The sequence below is a fragment of the Rubrivirga halophila genome (genome assembly GCF_046845755.1).
GTDB lineage: Bacteria > Bacteroidota > Rhodothermia > Rhodothermales > Rubricoccaceae > Rubrivirga.
On the sequence record NZ_CP177357.1, the window covers coordinates 2455623 to 2477230 of the forward strand.

At 73.1% G+C, this 21608-nt stretch carries 21 protein-coding genes; 7 read left to right on the plus strand and 14 right to left on the minus strand.

What is annotated here, in order from left to right; genetic code table 11:
• The first annotated feature begins 29 nt into the window (after positions 1 to 29).
• The 4 genes from ACLIRP_RS10905 to ACLIRP_RS10920 all read left to right on the plus strand — a co-directional run bounded on the left by ACLIRP_RS10905 (position 30) and on the right by ACLIRP_RS10920 (position 4123).
• Positions 30 to 1580, plus strand: a complete 1551-nt coding sequence (locus ACLIRP_RS10905) for a sensor histidine kinase (RefSeq protein ID WP_412060477.1) — start codon at positions 30 to 32, stop codon at positions 1578 to 1580.
• Positions 1567 to 2262, plus strand: coding sequence for a response regulator transcription factor (locus tag ACLIRP_RS10910; RefSeq protein ID WP_412060478.1), 696 nt, complete (start codon positions 1567 to 1569; stop codon positions 2260 to 2262). The genes ACLIRP_RS10905 and ACLIRP_RS10910 overlap by 14 nt, the downstream gene beginning before the upstream one ends.
• Positions 2259 to 3353, plus strand: coding sequence for a glycoside hydrolase (locus tag ACLIRP_RS10915; RefSeq protein ID WP_412060479.1), 1095 nt, complete (start codon positions 2259 to 2261; stop codon positions 3351 to 3353). The genes ACLIRP_RS10910 and ACLIRP_RS10915 overlap by 4 nt, the downstream gene beginning before the upstream one ends.
• Before the next feature lie 95 nt (positions 3354 to 3448).
• Entirely contained in the window at positions 3449 to 4123 is a 675-nt protein-coding gene (locus ACLIRP_RS10920) for a hypothetical protein (protein WP_412060480.1), read from the plus strand.
• Here ACLIRP_RS10920 and rdgB read toward each other — a convergent pair.
• A complete protein-coding gene (rdgB, locus tag ACLIRP_RS10925; RefSeq protein ID WP_412060481.1) occupies positions 4120 to 4710 on the minus strand; it encodes an RdgB/HAM1 family non-canonical purine NTP pyrophosphatase in 591 nt (196 codons plus the stop codon). The two genes, ACLIRP_RS10920 and rdgB, sit on opposite strands and share 4 nt — an antisense overlap.
• 226 nt (positions 4711 to 4936) lie before the next feature.
• On the opposite strand from rdgB, the gene rpsU reads away from it, so the two are divergent.
• Positions 4937 to 5128 carry a 30S ribosomal protein S21 gene (gene rpsU / locus ACLIRP_RS10930; RefSeq protein WP_412063708.1) on the plus strand — a complete coding sequence of 64 codons (192 nt, stop codon included), beginning with the start codon at positions 4937 to 4939 and terminating at the stop codon, positions 5126 to 5128.
• Between the two features lie 156 nt (positions 5129 to 5284).
• Here the strand turns inward: rpsU and ACLIRP_RS10935 are convergent, their stop codons facing one another.
• The 4 genes from ACLIRP_RS10935 to ACLIRP_RS10950 all read right to left on the minus strand — a co-directional run bounded on the left by ACLIRP_RS10935 (position 5285) and on the right by ACLIRP_RS10950 (position 12939).
• Complete coding sequence (locus tag ACLIRP_RS10935; protein ID WP_412060482.1) at positions 5285 to 9094, minus strand: multifunctional oxoglutarate decarboxylase/oxoglutarate dehydrogenase thiamine pyrophosphate-binding subunit/dihydrolipoyllysine-residue succinyltransferase subunit; 3810 nt, start codon at positions 9092 to 9094, stop codon at positions 5285 to 5287.
• 146 nt (positions 9095 to 9240) lie between these two features.
• Entirely contained in the window at positions 9241 to 10140 is a 900-nt protein-coding gene (locus ACLIRP_RS10940; RefSeq protein ID WP_412060483.1) for a hypothetical protein, read from the minus strand.
• A 525-nt stretch (positions 10141 to 10665) separates the two neighbouring features.
• Complete coding sequence (locus tag ACLIRP_RS10945; RefSeq protein ID WP_412060484.1) at positions 10666 to 11934, minus strand: ABC transporter permease; 1269 nt, start codon at positions 11932 to 11934, stop codon at positions 10666 to 10668.
• 51 nt (positions 11935 to 11985) lie between these two features.
• The gene (locus ACLIRP_RS10950; RefSeq protein ID WP_412060485.1) at positions 11986 to 12939 is read right to left on the minus strand and encodes an ABC transporter ATP-binding protein; all 954 of its coding nucleotides are present in this window, start codon (positions 12937 to 12939) and stop codon (positions 11986 to 11988) included.
• A 103-nt stretch (positions 12940 to 13042) separates the two neighbouring features.
• Here ACLIRP_RS10950 and ACLIRP_RS10955 point away from each other — a divergent pair, with 103 nt between their 5' ends.
• The gene (locus ACLIRP_RS10955) at positions 13043 to 13594 is read left to right on the plus strand and encodes a hypothetical protein (protein ID WP_412060486.1); all 552 of its coding nucleotides are present in this window, start codon (positions 13043 to 13045) and stop codon (positions 13592 to 13594) included.
• A 9-nt stretch (positions 13595 to 13603) separates the two neighbouring features.
• Here ACLIRP_RS10955 and ACLIRP_RS10960 read toward each other — a convergent pair whose 3' ends face one another.
• The gene (locus ACLIRP_RS10960; RefSeq protein WP_412060487.1) at positions 13604 to 15028 is read right to left on the minus strand and encodes a serine hydrolase domain-containing protein; all 1425 of its coding nucleotides are present in this window, start codon (positions 15026 to 15028) and stop codon (positions 13604 to 13606) included.
• Positions 15029 to 15080: 52 nt separating this feature from the next.
• The gene (locus ACLIRP_RS10965) at positions 15081 to 15371 is read right to left on the minus strand and encodes a hypothetical protein (protein WP_412060488.1); all 291 of its coding nucleotides are present in this window, start codon (positions 15369 to 15371) and stop codon (positions 15081 to 15083) included.
• 85 nt (positions 15372 to 15456) lie between these two features.
• Here ACLIRP_RS10965 and ACLIRP_RS10970 point away from each other — a divergent pair, with 85 nt between their 5' ends.
• Positions 15457 to 15741 (plus strand): DUF4290 domain-containing protein, encoded by a 285-nt coding sequence (locus tag ACLIRP_RS10970; protein ID WP_412060489.1) that lies wholly within the window; start codon positions 15457 to 15459, stop codon positions 15739 to 15741.
• Here the strand turns inward: ACLIRP_RS10970 and ACLIRP_RS10975 are convergent.
• The 7 genes from ACLIRP_RS10975 to ACLIRP_RS11005 form a co-directional block, all read right to left on the minus strand.
• Positions 15728 to 16264 carry a DinB family protein gene (locus tag ACLIRP_RS10975; RefSeq protein ID WP_412060490.1) on the minus strand — a complete coding sequence of 179 codons (537 nt, stop codon included), beginning with the start codon at positions 16262 to 16264 and terminating at the stop codon, positions 15728 to 15730. The genes ACLIRP_RS10970 and ACLIRP_RS10975 overlap by 14 nt on opposite strands.
• The gene (gene ruvC / locus ACLIRP_RS10980) at positions 16264 to 16806 is read right to left on the minus strand and encodes a crossover junction endodeoxyribonuclease RuvC (protein WP_412060491.1); all 543 of its coding nucleotides are present in this window, start codon (positions 16804 to 16806) and stop codon (positions 16264 to 16266) included. Before ruvC ends, ACLIRP_RS10975 begins: the two co-directional genes overlap by 1 nt.
• Before the next feature lie 80 nt (positions 16807 to 16886).
• Complete coding sequence (locus ACLIRP_RS10985; protein WP_412060492.1) at positions 16887 to 17648, minus strand: YebC/PmpR family DNA-binding transcriptional regulator; 762 nt, start codon at positions 17646 to 17648, stop codon at positions 16887 to 16889.
• Between the two features lie 73 nt (positions 17649 to 17721).
• Positions 17722 to 17844: a hypothetical protein gene (locus ACLIRP_RS10990; protein ID WP_412060493.1), complete on the minus strand. Its 123-nt coding sequence runs from the start codon at positions 17842 to 17844 to the stop codon at positions 17722 to 17724.
• A gap of 149 nt (positions 17845 to 17993) precedes the next feature.
• Positions 17994 to 19136 (minus strand): alanine racemase, encoded by a 1143-nt coding sequence (locus tag ACLIRP_RS10995; RefSeq protein ID WP_412060494.1) that lies wholly within the window; start codon positions 19134 to 19136, stop codon positions 17994 to 17996.
• Between the two features lie 59 nt (positions 19137 to 19195).
• A complete protein-coding gene (locus tag ACLIRP_RS11000) occupies positions 19196 to 19624 on the minus strand; it encodes a DUF4870 domain-containing protein (protein WP_412060495.1) in 429 nt (142 codons plus the stop codon).
• 76 nt (positions 19625 to 19700) lie between these two features.
• Entirely contained in the window at positions 19701 to 21500 is a 1800-nt protein-coding gene (locus ACLIRP_RS11005) for an ABC transporter ATP-binding protein (protein ID WP_412060496.1), read from the minus strand.
• Positions 21501 to 21608 lie beyond the last annotated feature (108 nt).

Below are 21608 nucleotides of genomic sequence, written 5' to 3' on the forward strand. Positions count from 1 at the left end.
CCAGGCGCCCCGCCCCTAGCTTCCCGGCGATGCCCTCCACGCCCCCGCGCGCGCTCCGGCGCCTGGCCGTCGCCCTCCTCGCCCTCGCGATCGCGCCGGCGGCCGCGTTCGCCGTGCTCCAGGGGATCGTCCAGAGCGAGAGCGACGCACGGCTGGCGCAGATCCGCGACGACCAGCTCGACGGCCTGCTGTTCTCGGTCAACCAGAACGCCTGGGACACCGTCAGCGCCTGGGCCGACCGGCTCGCGCGGACGCCCGGCCTCGACGGCGACGAGGCCCCGGAGGCCGCCGCGGACTTCCGGGCGACCGCCCCGCCGGTCCGGTTCGTCGTCGTCGCCGACGCCGCGCGCACCGATGTCCGCGTTTTCGGCGACGTGCCCGGCCCCGCCAACCTGGAGGCGCTGCTGCCGGACACGCTCGTGTCGCGGCTGCTGTCCCAGCGCGCGGCCGGCTACCGCAAGCTGGAGCCCGTCCCCCTCGCCGACGGCCGGCTGGCCCTCGTCTTCGTCGCCGACGCGCCCCGTCCGGGCGGCCCGCCCCGGCTGCTCGCGCTCGCGCTCGACCCCCAGGCCTTTGTCGAGGCGTTCATGATGCCCAAGCTCCGCGAGGTCGCCCGCGGTGGCGTCGAACTCGGCGTCTTCCACGGAACGCGGCCCACGCCGATCGCCGCGACAGCCGCCCTCACTCGGGGCGACATCGAGCGCCAGCGGCCGCTGTGGCTGCTCCCGGACTACGCCGTCGGCGCGCGCGTCGGCGAGGGGTCGGTCGAGGCCGCGCTCAGGCGACGCGTGGGCCAGAGCCTCGGGCTGCTCGGCGGCGTGTCGATGATCCTGGGGCTGGGCGCGCTGTTCGCGTGGCGCGGCGTCCAGCGCGAGGTGGCGGCGGCCCGGCTCCGGGAGGACTTCGTCTCGAACGTGAGCCACGAGCTGCGGACGCCGCTCGCGCTCATCCGGATGTACGCCGAGACGCTGGCGGCCGGGCGCGTGCCGCCGGGCCGGGAAGCGCGGTACTACGCGACCATCCTGGCCGAATCGGAGCGCCTGAGCCGCCTGGTCGGCAACGTCCTCCACTTCAACCGCTTCGAGCGCGGGACCGCCCACCTCGCCCGGCGGCCGCTCGACCTCGGCGCGCTCGTCTCGGAGGTGGCCGAGCGCTACCGGCCGGTCGTGGAGCAGGCCGACTGCACGCTGGCGGCCGAGACTGCTCCGCTCCCCGTCTCCGCCGACGCCGACGCCCTTTCGGAGGCCGTCGTCAACCTGCTCGACAACGCCGTCAAGTACGGCGGCCCCGGGCCCATCGAGGTCTCGACGCGGCGGACGCGGGCCACGGCGGTCGTCGAGGTGTCCGACCGCGGGCCGGGGCTCCCCGCCGCCGACCGCGAGCGCGTCTTCGAGCCGTTCGTCCGCGTGCAGCCCGCGAGCGCCGACGGGCTCGTCCACACGGCGAAGGGCACCGGGCTCGGGCTCGCGCTCGTCCGCCGGATCGCGCGTGCGCACGGCGGCACCGCCCTCGCCGCCGCGCGCGACGGCGGCGGGGCCACCTTCACCCTCACCCTCCCCCTGACCGATGCCGGCGCCTGACCGCCCCATCCTCGTCGTCGACGACGAGCGCGCCATGCGCGAGGGGCTCCGCGACAACCTCGAGTTCGAGGGCTACGCCGTCGACGAGGCGGCCGACGGCGAGGCCGCGCTCGCCAAGCTGACGGCCGGGGCCTACTGCCTCGTCGTGCTCGACGTGATGATGCCGAAGCGGTCCGGCTTCGAGGTGCTCCGCGAGGCGCGGGCGGCCGGGGTCACGACGCCGGTGATCCTGCTCACGGCCAAGGCCGAGGAGTTCGACACCGTCCGCGGCCTCGAGTTCGGCGCCGACGACTACGTCACGAAGCCGTTCGGGCTCGGCGAGCTGCTCGCGCGCATCCGGGCCGTGCTGCGCCGGGCCGAGGGCGCTGGCGCGCCGCACGGCGGCGTCCTCGAGGTCGGCCGCCTGCGCGTCGACCTCGCCAGCTACCAGGCCACCTCGGACGGCGAGCCCGTCGCGATGACGCACCTCGAGGTCGAGGTGCTCCGCTACCTCGCCGCCCGCCCCGGCGTCGTCGTCTCGCGCGACGAGCTGCTGGCGGAGGTCTGGGGCAGCGACGTCGCGCCGACGGCGCGGACCGTCGACAACTTCATCCTCAAGCTGCGCCGGAAGGCGGAGCCGACGCCCGCCGCGCCGCGCCACGTCCTGACCGTCCACGGGGTCGGCTACAAATTCCTCCCGTGACGCTCCGCGCCCTCCTCGCGCTGGCCGCCGCCGCGGTCGGCGCCGCCGTACCGGGGTGTGCCCCCGAGGCCCCGGCGCCACCGGGCCCCAAAGAGATCCGCGCGCCGCTGGCCCCCGACGGGCCGCCCGAGCCGGCGGACTGGCAGACGCTGGTCGACCTGCGCGGCGTGTGGGCCTTCCGCATCGGCGGCGACTCGACGTGGCAGGGGGGCAAGGCCTGGGACCGCATCCCGGTCCCCGCCGCGTGGGAGGACGCGGGCTACCACGGCTACGACGGCACCGCGTGGTACCGGACGACCTTCACCCTGGACGCGGAGGCCGCCAGCCTCATCACGAAGGAGCTGCCCCACCTCCTGCTCGGCCGCATCGACGACACGGACGAGGTGTGGCTCAACGGCGAGCGGATCGGCGCGAGCGGACGTCCCCCTCCCGACTACAAAACCGCGGCCTTCGATTTTCGGATCTACCGGGTCCCCCCTGCCCTGCTGCACACCGACCGCCCCAACGTCCTGTCCGTCCGCGTCTTCGACGGCGGGCTGGAGGGCGGCCTCCTGGAAGGCCCCGTCACGCTCGCCGTCCCGAGCGCGAGCAACCCGGCCGGCGTCCCGATCGTGGCCGACCTCGAGGGCCTGTGGCGGTTCTCGCCCGGCGATGGCCCGTGGGCCGCGCGCGCGATCGACGACAGCGGCTGGGCGCAGATCCGGGTCCCCGGCACCTGGGAGCCCCAGGGGTTCAGCGGGCTCGACGGAATCGCGTGGTACCGCGCCCATGTGTCGCTCTCGACCGACGACACCTCGCGCGACCTCATCCTCGTCCTCGGGGCCGTCGACGACCTCGACGAGGCGTTCGTCAACGGCGTCCGGGTCGGTGGCACGGGGGACGTCGACGCGCGCGACGTGACCGGCGAGGAGTGGCTTGTCGAGCGGGCCTACCGCGTGCCGGCGTCGGCCCTGCGGGCCGGCGACAACGTCGTGGCCGTTCGCGTCTACGACGGCCTGATCGACGGGGGGATCCACCGGGGCCCGGTCGCCCTGATGACGCCGGAGGCCTACGCGGAGCGCCGCCGCCGGGTGCTCGGTGACACGTGGTGACGGGCCGGTGGCGTCCAGTGACGGAGGCTGGCAGGGCGGTGACAACCCGGGCAACGCCAAGCCCGAATGTGGTCCCTCACCACCCCCCTGGTCCCATGACCCGCCTCCTCACGCTCGCCGCCGTCCTCACGCTCGCCCCGACCGCGGCGGGCCAAACGACCTACACCCTGCCGGTTTCCACGCCGCTCCCCACCACCTCGGCGGCCTACGCCGGCCTCTACGCCGTCGACGGCGGGATGCTGGAGGTCCGCGCGCTGGGCGCCGACGTGGTGCTGATCGCGCACGGCGCGCCGGTCGCCGCCCGGCTCGCGGCGCTCGCCCCGACCGACGCCGCCACCGACGCCCGCACGGTGTCCCTGCTCGACGCCTGGACCCTGGGCGACCTCGCCCCCCTCGTGGCCGCCGCCCGCCCCTCGCAGCGCGTCGCGATGGGCCAGACGCTGGCCGACTACCACGCCGCCCTCGTCCGAGGGCGCGGCGCGCTCGTCGCCGGCAGCGTGATCGGCACGTTCACCCAGATCGACGGCCGTCGGGCAACGCTCGTCCAGATGGTCTTCGAGCGGGGCTCGGAGTTCGCCACCTTCGTCTGGGACGAGGCCGACGCCCTGGTGGCCGTCCGCCGCGGCCTGCCGCCCGTCCACATCGGCATCGCCCGTGCGGTCGGGGGCGACGCCTTCACGACGCCCGGGACGCCCGTGACGTTCGACCGCGAGTCCGACGGGGGGGTCTACGCCGTCCACGTCGGCGAGCGCTTTACCGCGGTCCGCTAGGACGATCGGGCCCGCTCCGTCAGCCATCGGGAAAAGGCGTCCAGCGCCCGGCCCCGGTGGCTGATCGCGTTCTTCTCGGCCGCCGTCATCTCGGCGAACGTGCGGCCGTCGCCGTCGGCCGGGACGAAGAGGGCGTCGTAGCCGAACCCGCCGTCGCCGGACTCGGCGCTCGCGATCGTCCCCTCGCAGACGCCGTCGAAATAGTGGACCGTGTCGCCGTCGGCGAACGCGAGCACGGTGCGAAAGCGGGCCCCACGGTCGGCGGCGCCGTCGAGCGACGCCAGCAGATGCGCGCGGTTGTCGGCGTCCGTCGCCTCGGGGCCGGCAAAGCGGGCCGAATGGACGCCAGGGGCGCCGTCGAGGGCGTCGACCTCCAGGCCGGTGTCGTCCGCGAGCGCCGGCCGGCCGGTGTGGGCGACGAGCGCGCGGGCCTTTTTCTCGGCGTTGCCGCGCAGCGTGGGGGCGTCCTCCTCGACGGGCGGGGCGCCGACCTCGGCGGCCGTCACCACGTCGACGCCCAGGCCGTCGAGGCGGGCCGCCAGCTCGGCGACCTTGCCGGGGTTGCGGGTGGCGAGGACGAGGCGCATGTCGGTGGGGGCTTGGACCGCCGGAAGGTGCCTCGTCTCGGCGGGGAACGCCAGCCGAGACCGACCGAATTCGGCCCGAGGGGCGTCCGCTCCGCCCCCTCGCTTCCCCCCGTCTTCACCGATCCGTCCCCGTACATCCTTGGTGCACTCGCGGCAGGCCTCTAGCTTTACCGATTGCGCCCGACGCTCTGCCTCCCTCTTCAAACAGCCCCCCTGCGCCTTGGCCATCGGTATCAAAGTTCGCGACAAGGAGTCCATCGACCGCGCCCTCCGGCGCTTCAAGCGGACCGTGAACCGCGCCCGCGTCTTGCGGATCTACCGCGAGAACATGGCCTACACGAAGCCGTCTGTCGTGATGCGCGAGAAGCGTAAGGAGGCCGCCAAGAAGGCCCGCCGCGCGAACCGCCGCCGCTACTAGGCCCCGGCCCACAGGCTCGCCAGCGGTCGCCGCTGGCCTGTCGCCGCCCGCCCCGGATTCGGTCCGCGGCGGGCGTTTTTTTGGCTCGGCCGACACGGCGGCGCCCGCCCCGACGGTCCGGGGCGGGCGCGAGCGGGAGAGGTGGGATGGGGCCTACTACGCCTCGCCCATCCCGAGCGCGGCGCGCAGGAGGCGCTCCTGCTCGGCGGCGTGGACCTTGGCCGAGCCCGTCGCCGGGCTCGCGGCGGCCGACCGGCCCGCGTACTCTACGCGCGTCGTCTCGCCGCCGACCTCCGCCAGCAGGTCGTCGAGGAGCGGGCGGACGAACGTCCACGCGCCCATGTTGGCCGGCTCCTCCTGGAGCCACACGACGGGCTTGCCGGCGAACCGCGCCAGCTCCTCGCGGACGGCGGCCTCGGGGAACGGGTAGAACTGCTCCAACCGGGCGACCGACACGGCCCCGTCGTCGAGCGCCTCGCGCGCCTTGAGCACGTCGTAGACCACCTTGCCCGAGCAGATCACCAAGCGGTCCGCCCCGGGCTGGTCGCCCGCGATAAAGGGCTGGTAGCCCGCGTCCGCGAGATCGTCGACGGACGAGACCGCGCCGGGGTGCCGCAGCAGCGACTTCGGCGTCATCACGACCAGCGGCTTCTTGTGCTCGCGCAGCACCTGACGACGAAGGGCGTGGAAGTAGTTGGCCGGCGTCGAGTAGTTGGCGACGATGATGTTGTCTTCGGCGCACGCCTGCAGGAAGCGCTCCAGGCGGCCCGACGAGTGCTCGGGGCCCTGGCCCTCGTAGCCGTGCGGCAGCAGCATCACCAGCGACGACGTCTGGCCCCACTTGGCCTCGGCCGCCGTGATAAACTGGTCGATCATGATCTGGGCGCCGTTGACGAAGTCGCCGAACTGGCCCTCCCACATGACCAGCGCCGACGGGTCGGCGACGGTGTAGCCGTACTCGAACCCGAGCGCGGCGTACTCGCTGAGCAGCGAGTCGTAGACCTGGAACCGCGCCTGCCCGTTGCCCGGCCCGCCCTCGGCGAGGTGGTTGAGCGGGATGTAGCGGTGGGCCGTGTTCTGGTCGTAGAGGATGGCGTGGCGCTGGCTGAAGGTGCCGCGGCCGGAGTCCTGGCCCGAGAGCCGGACCGGCGTGTCCTCGAGGAGAAGCGTCCCGAACGCGAGCGCCTCGGCAAAGGCCCAGTCGATCGTCCCGTCCTCGAACTGCTTGCGGCGGCGGTCGACGACGAGCCGCGCCAGCTTTTTGTGGACCGCGAAGTCGTCCGGCAGGCCGACGACCGTTTCCATGACGTGCGTGAGGGCCTCGCGGCTGGCAGCCGTCTCCACGTCGCCGGTCGTGGTCGTGACGGGCGACGAGACGGGCTCGAGGTCACGGCGCTGCTCGGCGAGGTCCTTGGTCTCCTCGAAGGCCCGGTCCAGGATGCCCTTGAAGTCGTCCAGAATCGCCTCGGCCTCCTCGGGCGTCAGCTCGCCGCGGCGGAGCAGCAGCTCGAGGTAGAGCTTGCGAACCGAGCGGTGCCCGCCGATGTCGGCGTACATCAGCGGCTGCGTGTAGGACGGCTCGTCGCCCTCGTTGTGGCCGTACTTCCGGTAGCAGACCATGTCGATCACGACGTCCTTGTTGAAGACGTTGCGGTAGTCGAGCGCGAGGCGCGCCACGCGGACGGCCGCCTCGGGGTCGTCGCCGTTGACGTGGAAGATCGGCGCCTGGATCATGCGCGCGATGTCGGTCGCGTACGCCGAGCTCCGGCTGTGCATGGGGAGCGTCGTGAACCCGATCTGGTTGTTGACCACGAGGTGGACCGTCCCGCCGGTCCGGTAGCCCTCGAGCTGCGACAGGTTGAGCGTCTCGGCGACCACGCCCTGCCCGGCGAACGCGGCGTCGCCGTGGATCAGGACCGGGAGCACGCGGTCGCGGAGCAGCTTCTCGCTCGCGCCCGGGTTGGCCTCGACGATCTGCTGCTGCTTGGCCCGCACCATCCCCTCGACGACCGGGTTGACGGCTTCGAGGTGCGACGGATTCGACGCCAGCGTGAGCCGGGTCGTCGCGCCGCCCGGGGACGTGTGCGTGCCGTGCTGGCCCATGTGGTACTTCACGTCGCCCGAGCCCTGCACGGCGTCCGGGTTGATGGTCCCCTCGAACTCGCCGAAGACGGCGTCGTAGGGCTTGCCCAGGATGTTGGTGAGCACGTTGAGGCGCCCGCGGTGCGCCATCCCGATCACGACCTCCTGGGTCTCCTGGTCGGCGGCGTCGCTCAGGACGGCGTCCAGGAGCGGGATCATCGTCTCGGCGCCTTCGAGCGAGAACCGCTTGTGGCCGATGTACTTGGTGTGGATAAACTGCTCGAGCGCCTCGGCCTCGTTGAGCTTCTCGAAGATGCGCTTTTTGCGGGCCGTGTCGATGGGCTCGCGGAAGTTCTGGGGCTCGATCCGCTCGATGAGCCAGCGCTTCTCTTGGGGCGACGACAGGTGCATGAACTCGCTCCCGACGTGGCCGGTGTACGTGTCCCACAGGATGTCCAGGATGTCGCGCAGGGGCAACTTGCCCTTGCCCGCCAGCCCGCCGCCGACGCCCGCCATGCCGCCGGTAAAGAATGTTCGGTCGAGGTCCCAGACGGTCAGGCCGTAGTTGCTGGGGTCGAGCTCGGTGTGGTTGCGGGGCTCGTACCCGAGCGGGTTGGTATCCGCCAGCAGGTGGCCCCGCACGCGGTAGGCGCGGATCAGCTCGTAGACGCGGGCCTGCTTTTCGACCTTGGAGGCCCGACCGCCCGAGCCGAGCGCCGACTTGCCGAGCGACGGCGTGGAGTCGGACCCGGTGCGAAACGGGGGCGTGTGGAGACCCAGGCTCTGGAAGACCTCGTCGTAAAACCCGTGGCCGCCCTGCAGGAGGTCCGCGATGTGGTTGAGGAACTCGCCCGACTCGGCGCCCTGGATGACGCGGTGGTCGTACGTGCTCGTCATCGTCATGACGGGGCTGAGGCCGAGGCGGGACACCTCACCGGGGTCCATGCCGGCGTACTCGGGCGGGAAGCCGATGGAGCCGACGGCGATGATGACGCTCTGGCCCGGCATCAGGCGGGGAACGCTGAGCTGGGTGCCGATGCCGCCCGGGTTCGTCAGCGTCGCCGTCGTGCCCGCAAAGTCGTCGAGGTCGAGGGCGCCGTCGCGGGCGCGCTTGACGATGTCGTTGTAGCCGGTGAGGAAGCCGCCGAACGACAGCGAGCCGGCGTCCTTGACGTTCGGCACGAGGAGCGACCGCCGCCCGCGCTTCTCGACGTCGATCGCCAGCCCGAACCGCGTTGTTGCCGGCTCGATCCGCTCGCCGACGCCCGCCTCCTCGCGGTACGCCGCCTTCATCGCCGGGACGGCCTCCATCGCGCGGATGATGGCGTAGGCGATGAGGTGGGTAAACGAGACCTTGTTGCCGCCGGTCGCCCGCTGGTGGCGGTTGATGAGCCGGCGGTTCTCGCTCAGCAGCTTGACGGCGATCTCGCGGACGGAGGTGGCCGTCGGGATGGTCAGGCTCGCCTCCATGTTCTCCACGATCCGCCGCCCGACGCCCTTGATGGGCGCCGCGCCGGCGCCCTCGGGGAGCGGCACGCTGGGGGCCGCCAACCGCGACGGCAGCTCGGCCGGGGCCGCGCTGGGCGACGGCGCACTTGGGGCCGGGGGACTGGGGGACGGAGGCGCCGCCGGGGGCGGGGTCGCCGGGGCGCCGTCGCCGCTGGCGGCGCGCGCGGCGCCATTCCCGGACGGCTCGGGCGCCAGCATCGTGGCCTTCTGGTCCGACTCGGACGCATCGGCGCCGATGCTGTCGGCGTAGCCCGGTCCGGGGTCGAAGTCGGCGAAAAAGTCGCGCCAGCTCTCGCTGACCGACTCGGGGTTCTGGCGGTACTGGGCGTAGAGGTCCTCGACGTAACCGCTGTTGAATCCGAACATACTAGGCATCCGCTGCGCGCGGGAAGGGGCGGGGGGCTCGCCAGAACGTACGCGCCCGGCAGGGGGCGGATTCCCCCAGGCCCGGCGGAGCCCCCATGAAACGCGGGCCGCCCCCGAGAGGACGGCCCGCGCGGGTCCTGTGAGTCGTGCCGAGACTACCGCCGACGGCCGTCGGGGCGGCCCCCACGCCCGCCACGGCCCGCAATCGCGGCGTGGACGAGGACGACGGCGCGCTGGTCGTCGGTCAAGACGGGCTCGCGCTCAGTCCGCTGCTCGCGCTGGGCCTCGCGGAGGGCGCGGCGGTCGAGGCGGCCCTGGTCGTCGAGGTACGGGCGGAGGTCGGGGCGCTCGCGGCCGAGCCGCTGGCCGACCATCGCCTGGCGCTGAGCGGCGCTCAGGCCGAGCGCGGCGTCGCGGGCGTCGGCCTCGGCGTCGCGCTGGGCGGCCCGCTCGCGCAAGCGGGTGGCGGCTTCGGCGGGCAGCAGGGCCGCGCTCCGCGTCAGGGCGTCGGCGCGGAGCTGGCGGACGCGGGCCGTCAGCTGGTCGGCCGAGAGGTCGCCGGCGCGGTACTGGTCGGCGAGCGCCTCGGTCCGCGTGCGCGTCTCCTCGCGGATGGTGCGGAGCGCCGCGCGCTGGTCGTCGGTGAGGGGCGTGCGCTCGGCGCGGTCGCCGCGATCGGTGCGGTCGCCCCGTCGAGCACGGTCGCGACCGGCGCCGCGCGCGCCACGGCCGTCACGATCCCCGCGCTCCGAGCGGACGCCGTCGCGGCGGCCTCGGGCGTAGGTCTGAAGCTGGGCGGTCTGCTCGTCGGTGAGCACGTCGGCGACGGCGGCGGCGGCGGCCCACAGGTCGGCACGGTCGGCGTCGGCGTACCGGGTGGCGACGGCGTCGAGGGCGGCCTGCTGGCGGGCGTCGAGCGAGAGGCCCTCCGCGAGACGGTCGAGGCGGGCGTCGAGGGCGGGGGTGGCGGGCTGGGCGTCGGCGGCGACGGCCACGGCCAGGCCGAGGAGGAGGGCAAGGCCCGCGTGACGGGCGAGGCTGGTGAGATGCGTCAAGGGTCCGGGGGGAAGGAGTGAGCAGGGGTCCGGCGGTGTGCCGGGCGGACACTACGGCGCTCTCGCCCCGATTCGTCTCGCGCTCCGGTGATGCCGCAGAGTGACCGTCGGGCGGCGACAACTCCGCCACATCCGACGCGGCTCGGGGATAGGAACGAGGAATGAGGGACGAGGAGTCGGCACCCCTGGGGTCGAGATCGCCGGAGGCTGTCCGCGAGCCGGCCCGGATTGTGAAGCGCGTCCGTCTCTTGTTCCGGAGCGCCCACCACGTATTCCGGAGTGCCCGCCTCGTAGTCCGGAGCGCCCGACTTGCATTCCGGAGCGCCCGGGGCGTATTCGCAAGCGCCGGGGACGCGTTCGCGAGCGTCAGGGGCGTGGTCGCAAGCGCTCGGCTTGCGATTTGGGGCTTGCGCCAGCCGGGCCGGCACGCCACCGGCGTGCCCCTACAGGTGCCCTCGGGGCTGGCGCCAGCCCCGAGGGCACGGCACGCTATCCCCCTTCACGCGTCCCCCTTGCCTCCTGCCCCTATGCCGTCCGCAGCCAGCGCCACAGGTCCGCGACGGTCGCCTTCTTGCCGTACATCAGAATCCCGACGCGGTAGATCCGCGCCGCGAGCGCGATGACGCCGACGAACCCCGCGACGAGCAGCACGAGCGACAGCCCGATCTGCCACGCGGGCACGTCTGTGACCGCCATCCGCACCACCATCAGGATCGGCGAGGTCAGCGGAAAGAGCGACATGAACAGCGCCAGCGGGCCGTCGGGGTTGGCGGCGACGGGCCCGAGGAACAGGATCGGCAGCATGATGGGCAGGATCACCGGCATCTGCAGGCTCTGCGCGTCGGCCTCCTGGTCGACGGCGCTGCCGACGGCGGCGAACAGGCTGGAGTACAGCAGGTAGCCGCCCAGGAAGAACACCACGAACGCCAGCATCAGGCCGGGCGCGAACATGCCGGAGAGCTGGGCGGGGTCGAACGGCAGGTCGCCGGCACCGGCGGGCGCAGCGGCGGCCTCGGGCGCGAGCGCAAGGAACAGCGGCCCAGCCGCCAGGCTGAACCCGACCATCAGCGCGGCCCAGGCGATCAGCTGCACCAGCCCGACGGCCCCGATCCCGAGCACCTTCCCCATCATCAGCTCGAACGGGCGCACGCTCGACGCGATCACCTCGACGATCCGGTTCGCCTTCTCCTCGATCACGCCGCGCATCACCATCATGCCGTAGATCAGGATCGACAGGTAGATCAGCAGGCTCAGGAAGTTGGCCAGCAGAAAGCGGCCGAGTGCGTCGTCGGCCGCGTCGCCGTCCTCGGAGACGGTCACCCGGCGGACGGCCACGTCGGACTCGAACGCGGCCACGGCCTCGGCGTTGGCGCCCGCGACGCGCGCCCGCTCGCGGCGGACCGACTCGCGTACGGCCGACCGCACCGACGCCCCGGACTCGAGCCCGCCCTTGGCGTAGTACTGCGCGTCGTCGGCCCCGGCCACGATCCCGGCCGGCAGCACGAGCGCGCCGTCGACGTCGCCCGCCAGCACGAGCGCGCGCAGCGTGTCGAGCGGCGCCTCGCTCCGGGTCACGACGGCCATCTCGCCGAGCGCCGCCTCGACGTCGTCCGCCAGACGGCCGGTCTCGTCGACGACGACGATCCGCGCGCCCTCATCCTCGTCGAACGCCAGCAGCGGGAGCGCGAGCGCGGCGACGGCCAGGAACGGCACGAGCAGCGTTGCAGCGATAAACAGCTTGGAGCGGACGCGCCGCAGAAACTCGCTCTGGGCGATCAGGAGGGTCTTGTTCACGAACTCAGGGGAGCGGAGGACAAACGGCAGAGGGACGGGCGATCGGTCGGGTCAGGCGGCGACGGCATCGGACGGCGTCGGCTCGCCGAGCCCGTCCATCCCGGCGCCCTGGACGGCCTGCCGGAAGATGTCCGCCAGCGGCGGCTCGTGGACCTCGAACCGGTCCACGTCGACGGCCGCGTGCGCGGCGCCGAGCACCTCACGCGGCGTCGCGCCCGCCAAGCGGACCGAGACCTGCCCGTCGCTCTGGCTCAGCACCCGGACCGCGCCCGCCTCGGCGAGCGGGTCGAGCCACCCGCCGTCGCCGACAAAGTGGACCGAGACGGTGTCGCGCCCGAACCGGCGCTTGACCTCGCGCAAGCCGCCCGAGAGGACGACGCGGCCGTTTGCCATCAGGCACAGGTCGTCGCACAGCGTCTCGACGGACTCCATGCGGTGGCTCGCGAACAGCACCGTCTTGCCCTTTTCCCGCATCTCGCCGATCACCTCGACGAGCAGGTCGGCGTTGATGGGGTCGAGGCCCGAGAACGGCTCGTCCAAGATGATGAGGTCCGGGTCGTGGACCATCGTGGCGATAAACTGGACCTTCTGCTGCATCCCCTTGGACAGCTCCTCGGTCTTCTTGCCCGCCCACGAGCGCGCGTCGAAGCGGTCGAGCCAGCCCGCGACGGAGCGCTTGGCCTCGCCCTCGGGCATGCCCTTGAGGCGGGCGAGGTAGACGAGCTGCTCGCCGACCTCGAGCTTGCGGTAGAGCCCGCGCTCCTCGGGGAGGTAGCCCATCCGCTCCTGCGACGCGCGCCCGACGGGCTCGCCGCCGAGCGTGATCGTCCCGCTGTCGGGCGTCGTGATGTACGTCACCATGCGGATGGTCGACGTTTTGCCGGCGCCATTCGGCCCGAGCAGCCCGAACAGGCGGCCGGGCTCGGCGGTGAACGAGACGCCGTCGACGGCCGTCGTTTCACCGTATCGCTTGGTCACATTTTCGAGACGGAGGGCGGTACTCATTCGACAGCGGGATCGGGGGGAACGGCGCGAGCAAAGGCCCGGAACGGCCGGGCGCCCCGAAGGTTACCCTCTCCCCCGGCGCCGTGCTCTCTCCCCCACGCCCATGCCGCGCCTCCTCGTTTTCGCCGCCCTCCTCCTCACCGTCGCGGCCTGCGACTCGACGGACAGCCTGCTCGGCGAGTTCGTCGGCCGCGTCACCGTCGGCGACGCCTCGCGGCCGGTCGAGGGCGAGGCCGTGTACACCGTCGTCGAGACCGCCGACGGGCCCGAGTTCGTGCTCGGCCTGTTCGTCGGCGACCTCTTCGACAGCGACCGCGAGGACTACGACTACGTGCTCTTCCGCCGCTGGGGCGGCGTCCCCGGCCCAGGCGGCTACGCCGTCGACGATGACCCGACGCGTGCGTTCGGCGCCACGATCGCGGCGGTCGAGGACGCCGACGAGCCGCTCGACGCGACCGGCGCCGTGCTCGCGGGCGTCGACGGCACACTCGCGATCACGTCGGTCGACAGCTACGGCTTTATGGCGGGGACCTACCGCTTCACGGCCGAGGGCCTGGCGCTCGGCGCGCCGGGCCGGACGGTGCAGGGCGCCGCCAGCGGCGTCTTCGAGGCGCGCTACGAGCGGCCAGAGGTCTTCGCACGGATCGGCCTGTAGGCCCGCCGTTCACTCGCTGGCGATCCGCTCGAAGGTGAGCCCGTCGACCGTGAAGGACTCGCCCTCGGGGCTGGCGAAGACGACCGTCGTCGCGTCCCGCCGGTCGAAGAAGGCCGTCGGCGACTCGGGCGCCAGCTGGATCGCGCCGCCGTCCCACTCGCGCGCAAAGATCAGGTCCGCGCCCGCGACGCGGATCGAGACCACCAGCCCCGGCCGATCGACCGCGCGATAGCGGCCCGCCAAGCGCCCGAGGGCGGCCGGCGCGAGCGCCACGACCGTCTTGCGCGTCGGCCCCGGCTCGTCCCACCCGAGGTGGTCAGCGACGGTGATCAGGATCTCGTGCGCGAGCACGCCCCCGAGGTCCGCGTTCGTCATCACGACGATGGCCCGGCCGCCGTCGGTCTCGGCCGTCATCACGGCGTGGAAGCCCTCATTCGCACCGCTGTGCCCGAAAAAGCCCCCGCCGGGGCGCACGCCCGGTCCAAGCCCGTGCCCGCCGACGGGGTCGGGCGTCACCATCTGGCGGACCGTCTCGGCGTCGAGCACGGGGTGCGGCTCGCCCGCGAGCGAGCGCTGGATGGCGAGGAGCCAGCGCGCGAGGTCGGTCGGCGTGGTCCACAGTCCGGCGGCGGCCTGCTCGGGGTACGCGCGAAAGCGGCCGCCGACCGGCGTGCCGTCGGGCCGGTAGCCCGTCGCCGCGAGCGAGCGGACGGCCTGGGGGAGCCGCAAGGCGGCCGTGCTGTTTCGCATCCCGAGCGGCGCCAGCACGCGCGCCCTCAGCACGTCCGCGAAGGGCTGACCGGTGACGTCCTCGATCATTAGCTGGGCGACCGTGTAGCCGCCGCCGGAGTACCGGTACGCCGTGCGCGGCGTCTGTGCCACCCGGACCGCCTCGGAGTTGCCCTCGCCGCGCAGGACGCCCGCCGTCGTCGGGACAGCTTCGCCGGGGCCATAGCCGGGGAAGCCGTGGACGGTCAGGCCTGCCATGTGCGTCAGCAGGCCGCGCAGCGTCACCGGCGCGCCGTCGGTGAGCGGGGAGTCCGGGACGCGCCACGAGGCCAGGGCCGTGTTCACGTCGGCGTCGAGCGCTAGCCGGCCGTCGTCGACGAGGTCGAGCGCGGCGGTCGCGGCGATGGGCTTGCTGAGGGAAGCGGCCTGGAACCGCGTCTCGGGCGTGACGGCGGTCCCGGTCGCGACGTGCGCCAGCCCGTACGCGCGCGCCCACACGATCTTGCCTCCCTCGACGTAGGCGAGGCTCGCGCCGGGCACGCCGAGCTGGGCCATCCGCGCCTCGATGCCGACCGGCTCGCGCGGCTCGTTCGCGACCACGAGCGACGGCACGAGGTCTGCCTCGATCCGCTCGATCAGCGGGTGGGCGGGTTGGGCGGCGACGGGCGCGCACAGCGCGACGACGATCAGGAGAGCCAGGCGCATACAGTCGGGGGGAGACCTCAGAGACGTCAGCCGCCGCCGATCGTTGCACCGCTCAGATCAGCGCCACGCGGTCGTCCGGGATCGGCAGGACGTACTGCGGCTCCAGCGCCTCCTTGTGGACGCCGAGCTGGCCGGTCCCCCGGAAGTCGACGAGCACGTGCTCCTCGGTCTGCGAGACGACCTCGCCGATGCCGTAGAAAGCCGGCGCCGGTCCGTAGTACACCAGCTCGCCCGCCTGCACCGCCGAGGCGCGCGCGCGCCGGTAGAACGGCGGCACGACCGGCAGCAGCTCCAGCCGATACGGCGGGCGCGGGTTGGGGAACGCGGGGCGGGGGGCGGGCATGGGCATCGGCCCCACCGAACTGTGGCGGGGCGCCGGTAGTATAGGGGCCGCCCCTCTCGGGAGTCCCCTCTCCCCCGCCCCTCCGATGCCGTACGACCGCCGCATTCTCGACCGTCAGGTCGGCCGCAACGCCCAGCTGCTGGCCGAGGCCACCGGCGCGCTCGGCACACCCGCCGACCGCTTCCCCTACGTCCGGATCCTGGTGTCGCTGATCGAGACGGCGCACCCGGAGTGGACGCAGACGCCCCGCAAGGCCGAGCGCATCGCCGAGCTCGTGGTGTCGATGTCGGACGGCGCGCTCGACGCCGCCGAGGTCTCCGACGTGGTCCGCGTTCGCGACGAGGAGCGGGGCCTCGTCACCGCGACGTAGGCCCCATCACGGACAGGTACGCGGCCCACGGGCCGACCTCGTCGCGCGAGGCCCGCGCCAGCGTCCGCGCGATCTGGACGAGGTGGCCGTGGTCGTGCGCGACCCACGTCGCCAGCAGCTGGCGCAGGGTCACGATGCCGAACCCAGGGTGGACGCCGGTGCGGTCGAGGTCGCCAGGCGTGACCGTCGCGCGGAGCCAGGCGACGTTCTCGGCGCGCGCACCGGCGAACGCGTCGAGCAGGTCGGCGACCGGCTGGCGGTCGGCGTCCGCGAGCGAGGCGTCGCGATCGTAGGGCGCGAACCGGGGCGCGGTCTCGGCCAGCATCCGCCGCGCGCGGACGGTCCAGTCGGTCCGCTCGCCGTCAACGAGGTGGGCGACGACCTGCCGGGGCGTCCAGGTGTCCGGGCCGTCGTCGGCGTCGAGCCAGTCGGCGGGAAGGTCCGCGAGCAGGGCGCTGAGCACGGCGGGCGTCCGAGCGAGCGCGGCCGCGGCGGTGTCGAGGCGGAAGGGGACGGCGGACACTAGCGGACGCGGCCGGGGTTGGCTTTGATGAAGGCGGCCCAGTCTTTCGGGGCGCCTGCCGCCGGGCCCGCGTTCGCCCGGCGCGCGTGGCAGAGCGCGACCGCGAGCGCATCGCTGGCGTCGAGCTTGCCGGAGTCGGCCAGCCCCAACTCCGCGCGGATCATGAAGGCGACCTGCTCCTTGGCCGCGCGCCCGTTCCCAGTGACGGCCTTCTTGACCTCGGCCGGGGCGTACTGCACGACCGGGATCTCGCGGTGCATCGCCGCCAGCATGACGGTCGCCTCCACGCGGACCAGCTTGCGCAGCGTGTCGACGTTCTGACCCAGAAACGGGACCTCGACGGCCGCCTCGTCGGGGTGGAACTCGTCGACCAGCTCGAGGATGCGGGCGTAGATCCGCTGGAGCCGCAACGCGTGGTCGAGGTCGGTGGGCAGCTCGATGGTGCCGAACGCGAGCGCGCGGTCCTTTTTGCGCCCCGCGCCCGCCTCGACGACGCCGTAGCCGGCGGTGCGCGTGCCGGGGTCGATGCCGAGGACGATCATGGGGAGGAGGGATACGGGATGCGGGATGGAGGGATGCGGATCCAGGCGACAGTCTGCCCATGCCCCATCCCTCCGCGCCTCTATCCCTCGTATTCGGCGAGCGCGGCGTCGTCGACGTGGAGGGTCGAGAAGACGGCCTGGACGTCGTCGTGGTCGTCGAGCTGGTCGAGCAGGCGGAGCACCTTGGCCGCGTCGGCGGGCGCCAGCTCGGTCGTTGTCGTGGGGATGCGGACGAGCGACGCCTCCGACGGCTCGATGCCGGCCTCGGCCAGCGCGGCCTGGACGGCGCCGAACGCATCCGTCGGCGCCTCGATCACGAACACCTCGCCGTCGTCGCCCGGCTCGCGGCGCAGGTCGGCCGCGCCCGCATCGGCCACGAGCAGAAACAGGTCGTCCTCGTCGACGCCGTCGGCCGGCACCTCGAAGTGGGCTTGGGGCTGGAACAGGAAGGCGACCGAGCCCGACGAGCCCAGGTTGCCGCCCGCCTTCGCGAAGAGGGATCGCAGGTCGGCGACGGTCCGGTTCGTGTTGTCGGTCAGGGTGTCAATGAAGACGGCGACGCCGCCGGGCGCGTAGCCCTCATACGTGCCCTCTTCGTAGTCGGCCCCCTCGATCTCGCCGGTGCCGCGCTTGATGGCCCGCTCGATGTTGTCCTTGGGCATGTTGGCGCCCTTGGCCTGCTCGACGGCCAGCCCCAGCCGGGCGTTCATGTCGGGCGAGCCGCCGCCCTCACGCGCCGCCATCATGATGTCGCGCGTGATGCGCGCCCAGACCTTCGAGCGCTTGGCGTCGGCCGCCCCCTTCTTGCGCTTGATCTTCGACCATTTGTTGTGGCCCGCCATGTCGTCGCCTGCAGTGTGCCGGCAAGATACGGGGGCCGTGGCGCCAGCCGGCTCGCGCCGACGCCAGGAATCGCTACCGCGCGGCCACCTGCGCGGCGGGCGCCGGGCCGGGCGCCGTCGCCACCGAGACCACGTTCGCGGCCGCAAACGTGGCGATCGCGGCGAGGCAGAGCAGGATGGGCTTGAGCGTGGTCATCGGGGAGGGTGGAGCGGTCGGATCGGTACCGGCCCTCCTTGACAGCCCCGTGCCATCGGACCGCCGACCCGTTTACCCGCGCCCGCACGGAATGCCAGCCCACCCATTCCGTCCACTCATTTTGGACCGCCCGCCGACTGAGACGGCGCCTACCGCGCCACCACGTCGAGCGTCTCGACCACCTCGTCGCCGTCGACGAGATACAGGTGGCGGCGCGTGGCGACGGCGACGCAGGCGTGGTTGGGGACCACGAACACGGGGTCGGCCACGTCCCAGATCGCCCCGCCCGGCGTGTCGACCCAGCCGTGCTCCTCGCTCAGCGCCGAGACGACGGCGTGGGGGTGCGCGATCATCGTGCGCGGGCTGTAGAGGACATCGCCGAACGTGTCCAGGCCGGGCGCGAGGTCGGAGGTCAGCACCTTCTTCCCGGCGTCGGTGATGACGCGCTCCGTCCCGTCGTCGAACCGCTTTTTCGACACGACGGTCGAGACGCAGACCAGGGCACAGTCCAGCAGGCTCGCGGCCCCGAGGGCGACCTGCATCCGGTCCATCAGTGCGTAGGTGCCCGGCCGGATCTCGGTCACGCGCAGGCCACCGGCGGGGGTATTGGTGAACACGGTTGCTCCGGGCGTCGAGCCGACGGAGACCTCGGCGGCAGCGGCGTCGAGCAGGCCCGCATCCGCCAACGCCTGGGCGACCGCGAGCGTCCGGTCGCGCTCGGTGTCCATCGCCAGCCGGCGCGCGTCGTCGTCCTCCGCCGCATACGCGTCGCCGCCGTGCGAGAGGACGCCAACGAGGTGGAGGCCGTCGGCCGCCGCCGCCCGCCCGGCGACGTCGATCGCGAGGGGGAGGTCGTCATATGCGACGCCGCAGCGCCCGTACCCCCCGTCGACTTCCACCAGCACGTCGGCCGTCGCGCCCGCTGCCGAGAACGCCTCGGCCGCGAGCGCGACGCCCCGGGCCGAATCGACGGTGAACGAGATGCGCGTGCCGGCGCTCGCGAGCGTCGCGAGCCGGTCGAGCTTGGTCGGGCCCACGACGGGCGACGCCAGCCGCAGGTCGTCAAAGCCGGCTTGGGCGAACGCCTCGGCCTCGTCGACCGTCGCGACGGTCAGGCCGCGCGCGCCCCGATCGGTCTGCATCCGGGCGATGGCCGGGCTCTTGTGCGTCTTGACGTGGGGCCGGAGCGCGACGCCCTGGGCGTCGGCGCGGGCCGCCATCGCGTCGAGGTTGGCGTGGAGCCGGGCGCGGTCGACGAGGAGCGCCGGGGTGGGGAGGTCGGAAACGAGCACGCGGTCGGGGGAGGGGGCCGCCCCTCAACCCCGACCGCGCGGTGTCTGATCCAGGGCGGCTAGTCCTGGACGGGGCGCCAAATGCGGGGGTGGCGGTACCACTCGCCCTCGTTCGCGCGGATCGCGCCGTAGGCCGTGCCGATAAACCACCACGCGACGACGCCGATGAGCATGGGGATGCCGACGACGACGGCGCACAGGATGCCGGAGACCACGGCGGCGGCGACGATCGTGATCTGGAAGTTGAGCGCCTCACGCGCCTGGTCCTCCACGAACGCGGACTCGTCGCGCTTGAGCCAGTACAGCAGCGCGGGCCCGAGCAAGCTGCCGAGCGGCAGGACGAGCCCGGCATACCCCGAGAGGTGGGCCATCAGCGCGAGCGAGCGTTCCTCGGTGTCGGGCTCGTAGGGGCCGAGGTCGGACTCACCGAAACGGTCGTCGTCGAAGTCGGAGTCGTAGGGGCCGGTGTGGGGGACGGAGCTGGGCATGGCCTCGGTGGGGGAATCGGGGTGCTCTACGGCGCCCCTACGTCGGGGTTACGCCTGGAGACACCGCACGCCCGGACTACGCGCCCGCGAGCTCGGCCTCGAGCTGCTGCTTGCGGTACAGCGTCGCGTACGCGCCGCCGGCGCTTACCAGCTCGTCGTGCGTGCCGCGCTCCGCGACATGGCCGTCGTCGAGCACCAGGATCTGGTCGGCGTCCTGGACGGCCGAGATGCGGTGGCTGACCACGATGACCGTCCGCTGCCCGAACTGGGCCCGCAGGTTCTCCAGGATCGTCGCCTCCGTCCGGGTGTCGACGGCCGAGAGCGCGTCGTCGAAGATCAAGATGGGCGCGCGGCGGATGAGGGCGCGGGCAATCGCCGTCCGCTGCTTCTGGCCGCCCGACAGCGTGATCCCGCGCTCGCCGACGCGCGTCTCGAACCCGCGCGGGAAGCCTTCGACGTTCGCCAGCAGGTCAGCCTCTCGCGCCGCGTCGTGGACGGCCGCCTCGGGCGAGTCCGGCACGCCGAAGGCGATGTTGTGGCCGATGGTGTCGGAAAAGAGGAAGACCTCCTGGGGCACGTAGCCGACGGCGCTCCGCAACGCCACGAGCGGGATCTCGCGCACATCGCGGCCGTCGACGCGGACCGTCCCGGCGGTCGGGTCCATCAGCCGAGGGATCAGCTCCACGAGCGTCGACTTGCCCGAGCCGGTCCGGCCGACGATGCCGAGCGAGGTGCCGGCCGGCGCGTCGAACGAGACGCCGTCGAGCACGGCCGGGCCGTCCTCGGTGTAGCGGTACACGACGTCGTCGAACGTGACGCGGCCCTCGATCGGCGCACCGTCGGTGACGCCCGGCGCATCGGAGACGACGGGCTCGGTGTCGAGAATCGTCGCGATCCGGTCCATCGACGCCGAGGCCTGCTGGACCATCGAGACGACGTAGCCGAACGAGGCGACCGGCCACGTCAGATTCGCGACGTAGATGATGAACTCGGCGATGTTGCCCAGCGACAGCGCCCCTTCGATGACGAGCCGCCCCCCGACGCCGACCACGAGCACGGTGCTCAGCCCGATCAGGATGAGCAGAACCGGGCGGAAGGCCGCGTCGACGAGCGCGAGGTCAAGCGCGCGGCGCTGGTAGTCGTCGCTGGCGGCGTCGATGCGCCGGCCCCACGCCTCCTCCTGGGCGTACGCCTTGACGACGCGGATGCCGGACAAGGCCTCCTGGACGCGGCTCGTGAGCGCGCTGTAGGCCGACTGCTGGCGGTCGGTGCGGACGTGGACGAGCCGGCTGACAAAAAAGACGGACACCGCGAGCACGGGCATCGGCAGGACGGCCCAGAACGTCAGCGTGGGCGAGATCGCCAGCATGAACGTGAGCGCCATGACGATGGCCGCGATGGCGCGCGAGAGGTACATCAGCGCCGGGCCGACGTAGCGGCGCACCTTCTCGATGTCGCTCGTCGCCCGCGTCATCACGTCGCCCGTCGCGAAGCGGTGGTAGAAGCTGCCGGAGAGCCGCTGGAGGTGGGCGTAGAGGCGGCCCCGAAGGTCGGCCTCGATCCGCCGGCTGGCGACGACGACGAGCCGCCGCATCAGGAACATGAACAGTCCCGAAACAGCCGCCAGCGCCAGGATCATGGCCCCGAGCAGGACGAGGGAGGCGCGGAAGTCGGCGAAGAGCGCCTCGCCGGCGGCCGTGCCCGCGGCGTAGCCCTGGACGGCCACCATGCGCGGGATCGCGTCGATGGCCTCGCGGACGAGCCCGGGGATAAAGAGCGTGAACAGCGCCGAGGCGAGCGCGCAGAGCAGGCCCGGACCGAGCGTCCAGCGGTAGCGCCAGAGGTCGGCGTCGAGGCGGCGGAGGGGGGAGGCCATGCGGTGCGGAGCGGGCGCCGGCGGTGGCGCGGGTCCGGTACGCGAGCGTGGGGGCGTGGGTCCCTCGCCGCGTGACGTGCCGCGCAAGCCGTCTGGACCCCGTGGGGA

Bases quoted from the DNA above. Each gene is read 5' to 3' on its own strand.
- ACLIRP_RS10905 (WP_412060477.1), top strand. From the start codon at position 30: ATGCCCTCCACGCCCCCGCGCGCGCTCCGGCGCCTGGCCGTCGCCCTC.
- ACLIRP_RS10970 (WP_412060489.1), top strand. From the start codon at position 15,457: ATGCCGTACGACCGCCGCATTCTCGACCGTCAGGTCGGCCGCAACGCC.
- ruvC (WP_412060491.1), bottom strand. From the start codon at position 16,806: ATGATCGTCCTCGGCATCGACCCCGGCACGCGCACCGCCGGCTACGGC.
- ACLIRP_RS11005 (WP_412060496.1), bottom strand. From the start codon at position 21,500: ATGGCCTCCCCCCTCCGCCGCCTCGACGCCGACCTCTGGCGCTACCGC.
- ACLIRP_RS11000 (WP_412060495.1), bottom strand. From the start codon at position 19,624: ATGCCCAGCTCCGTCCCCCACACCGGCCCCTACGACTCCGACTTCGAC.
- ACLIRP_RS10965 (WP_412060488.1), bottom strand. From the start codon at position 15,371: ATGCCCGCCCCCCGCCCCGCGTTCCCCAACCCGCGCCCGCCGTATCGG.
- rdgB (WP_412060481.1), bottom strand. From the start codon at position 4,710: ATGCGCCTCGTCCTCGCCACCCGCAACCCCGGCAAGGTCGCCGAGCTG.
- ACLIRP_RS10955 (WP_412060486.1), top strand. From the start codon at position 13,043: ATGCCGCGCCTCCTCGTTTTCGCCGCCCTCCTCCTCACCGTCGCGGCC.
- ACLIRP_RS10910 (WP_412060478.1), top strand. From the start codon at position 1,567: ATGCCGGCGCCTGACCGCCCCATCCTCGTCGTCGACGACGAGCGCGCC.
- ACLIRP_RS10990 (WP_412060493.1), bottom strand. From the start codon at position 17,844: ATGACCACGCTCAAGCCCATCCTGCTCTGCCTCGCCGCGATCGCCACG.
- ACLIRP_RS10935 (WP_412060482.1), bottom strand. From the start codon at position 9,094: ATGCCTAGTATGTTCGGATTCAACAGCGGTTACGTCGAGGACCTCTAC.
- ACLIRP_RS10920 (WP_412060480.1), top strand. From the start codon at position 3,449: ATGACCCGCCTCCTCACGCTCGCCGCCGTCCTCACGCTCGCCCCGACC.
- ACLIRP_RS10960 (WP_412060487.1), bottom strand. From the start codon at position 15,028: ATGCGCCTGGCTCTCCTGATCGTCGTCGCGCTGTGCGCGCCCGTCGCC.
- ACLIRP_RS10985 (WP_412060492.1), bottom strand. From the start codon at position 17,648: ATGGCGGGCCACAACAAATGGTCGAAGATCAAGCGCAAGAAGGGGGCG.
- ACLIRP_RS10950 (WP_412060485.1), bottom strand. From the start codon at position 12,939: ATGAGTACCGCCCTCCGTCTCGAAAATGTGACCAAGCGATACGGTGAA.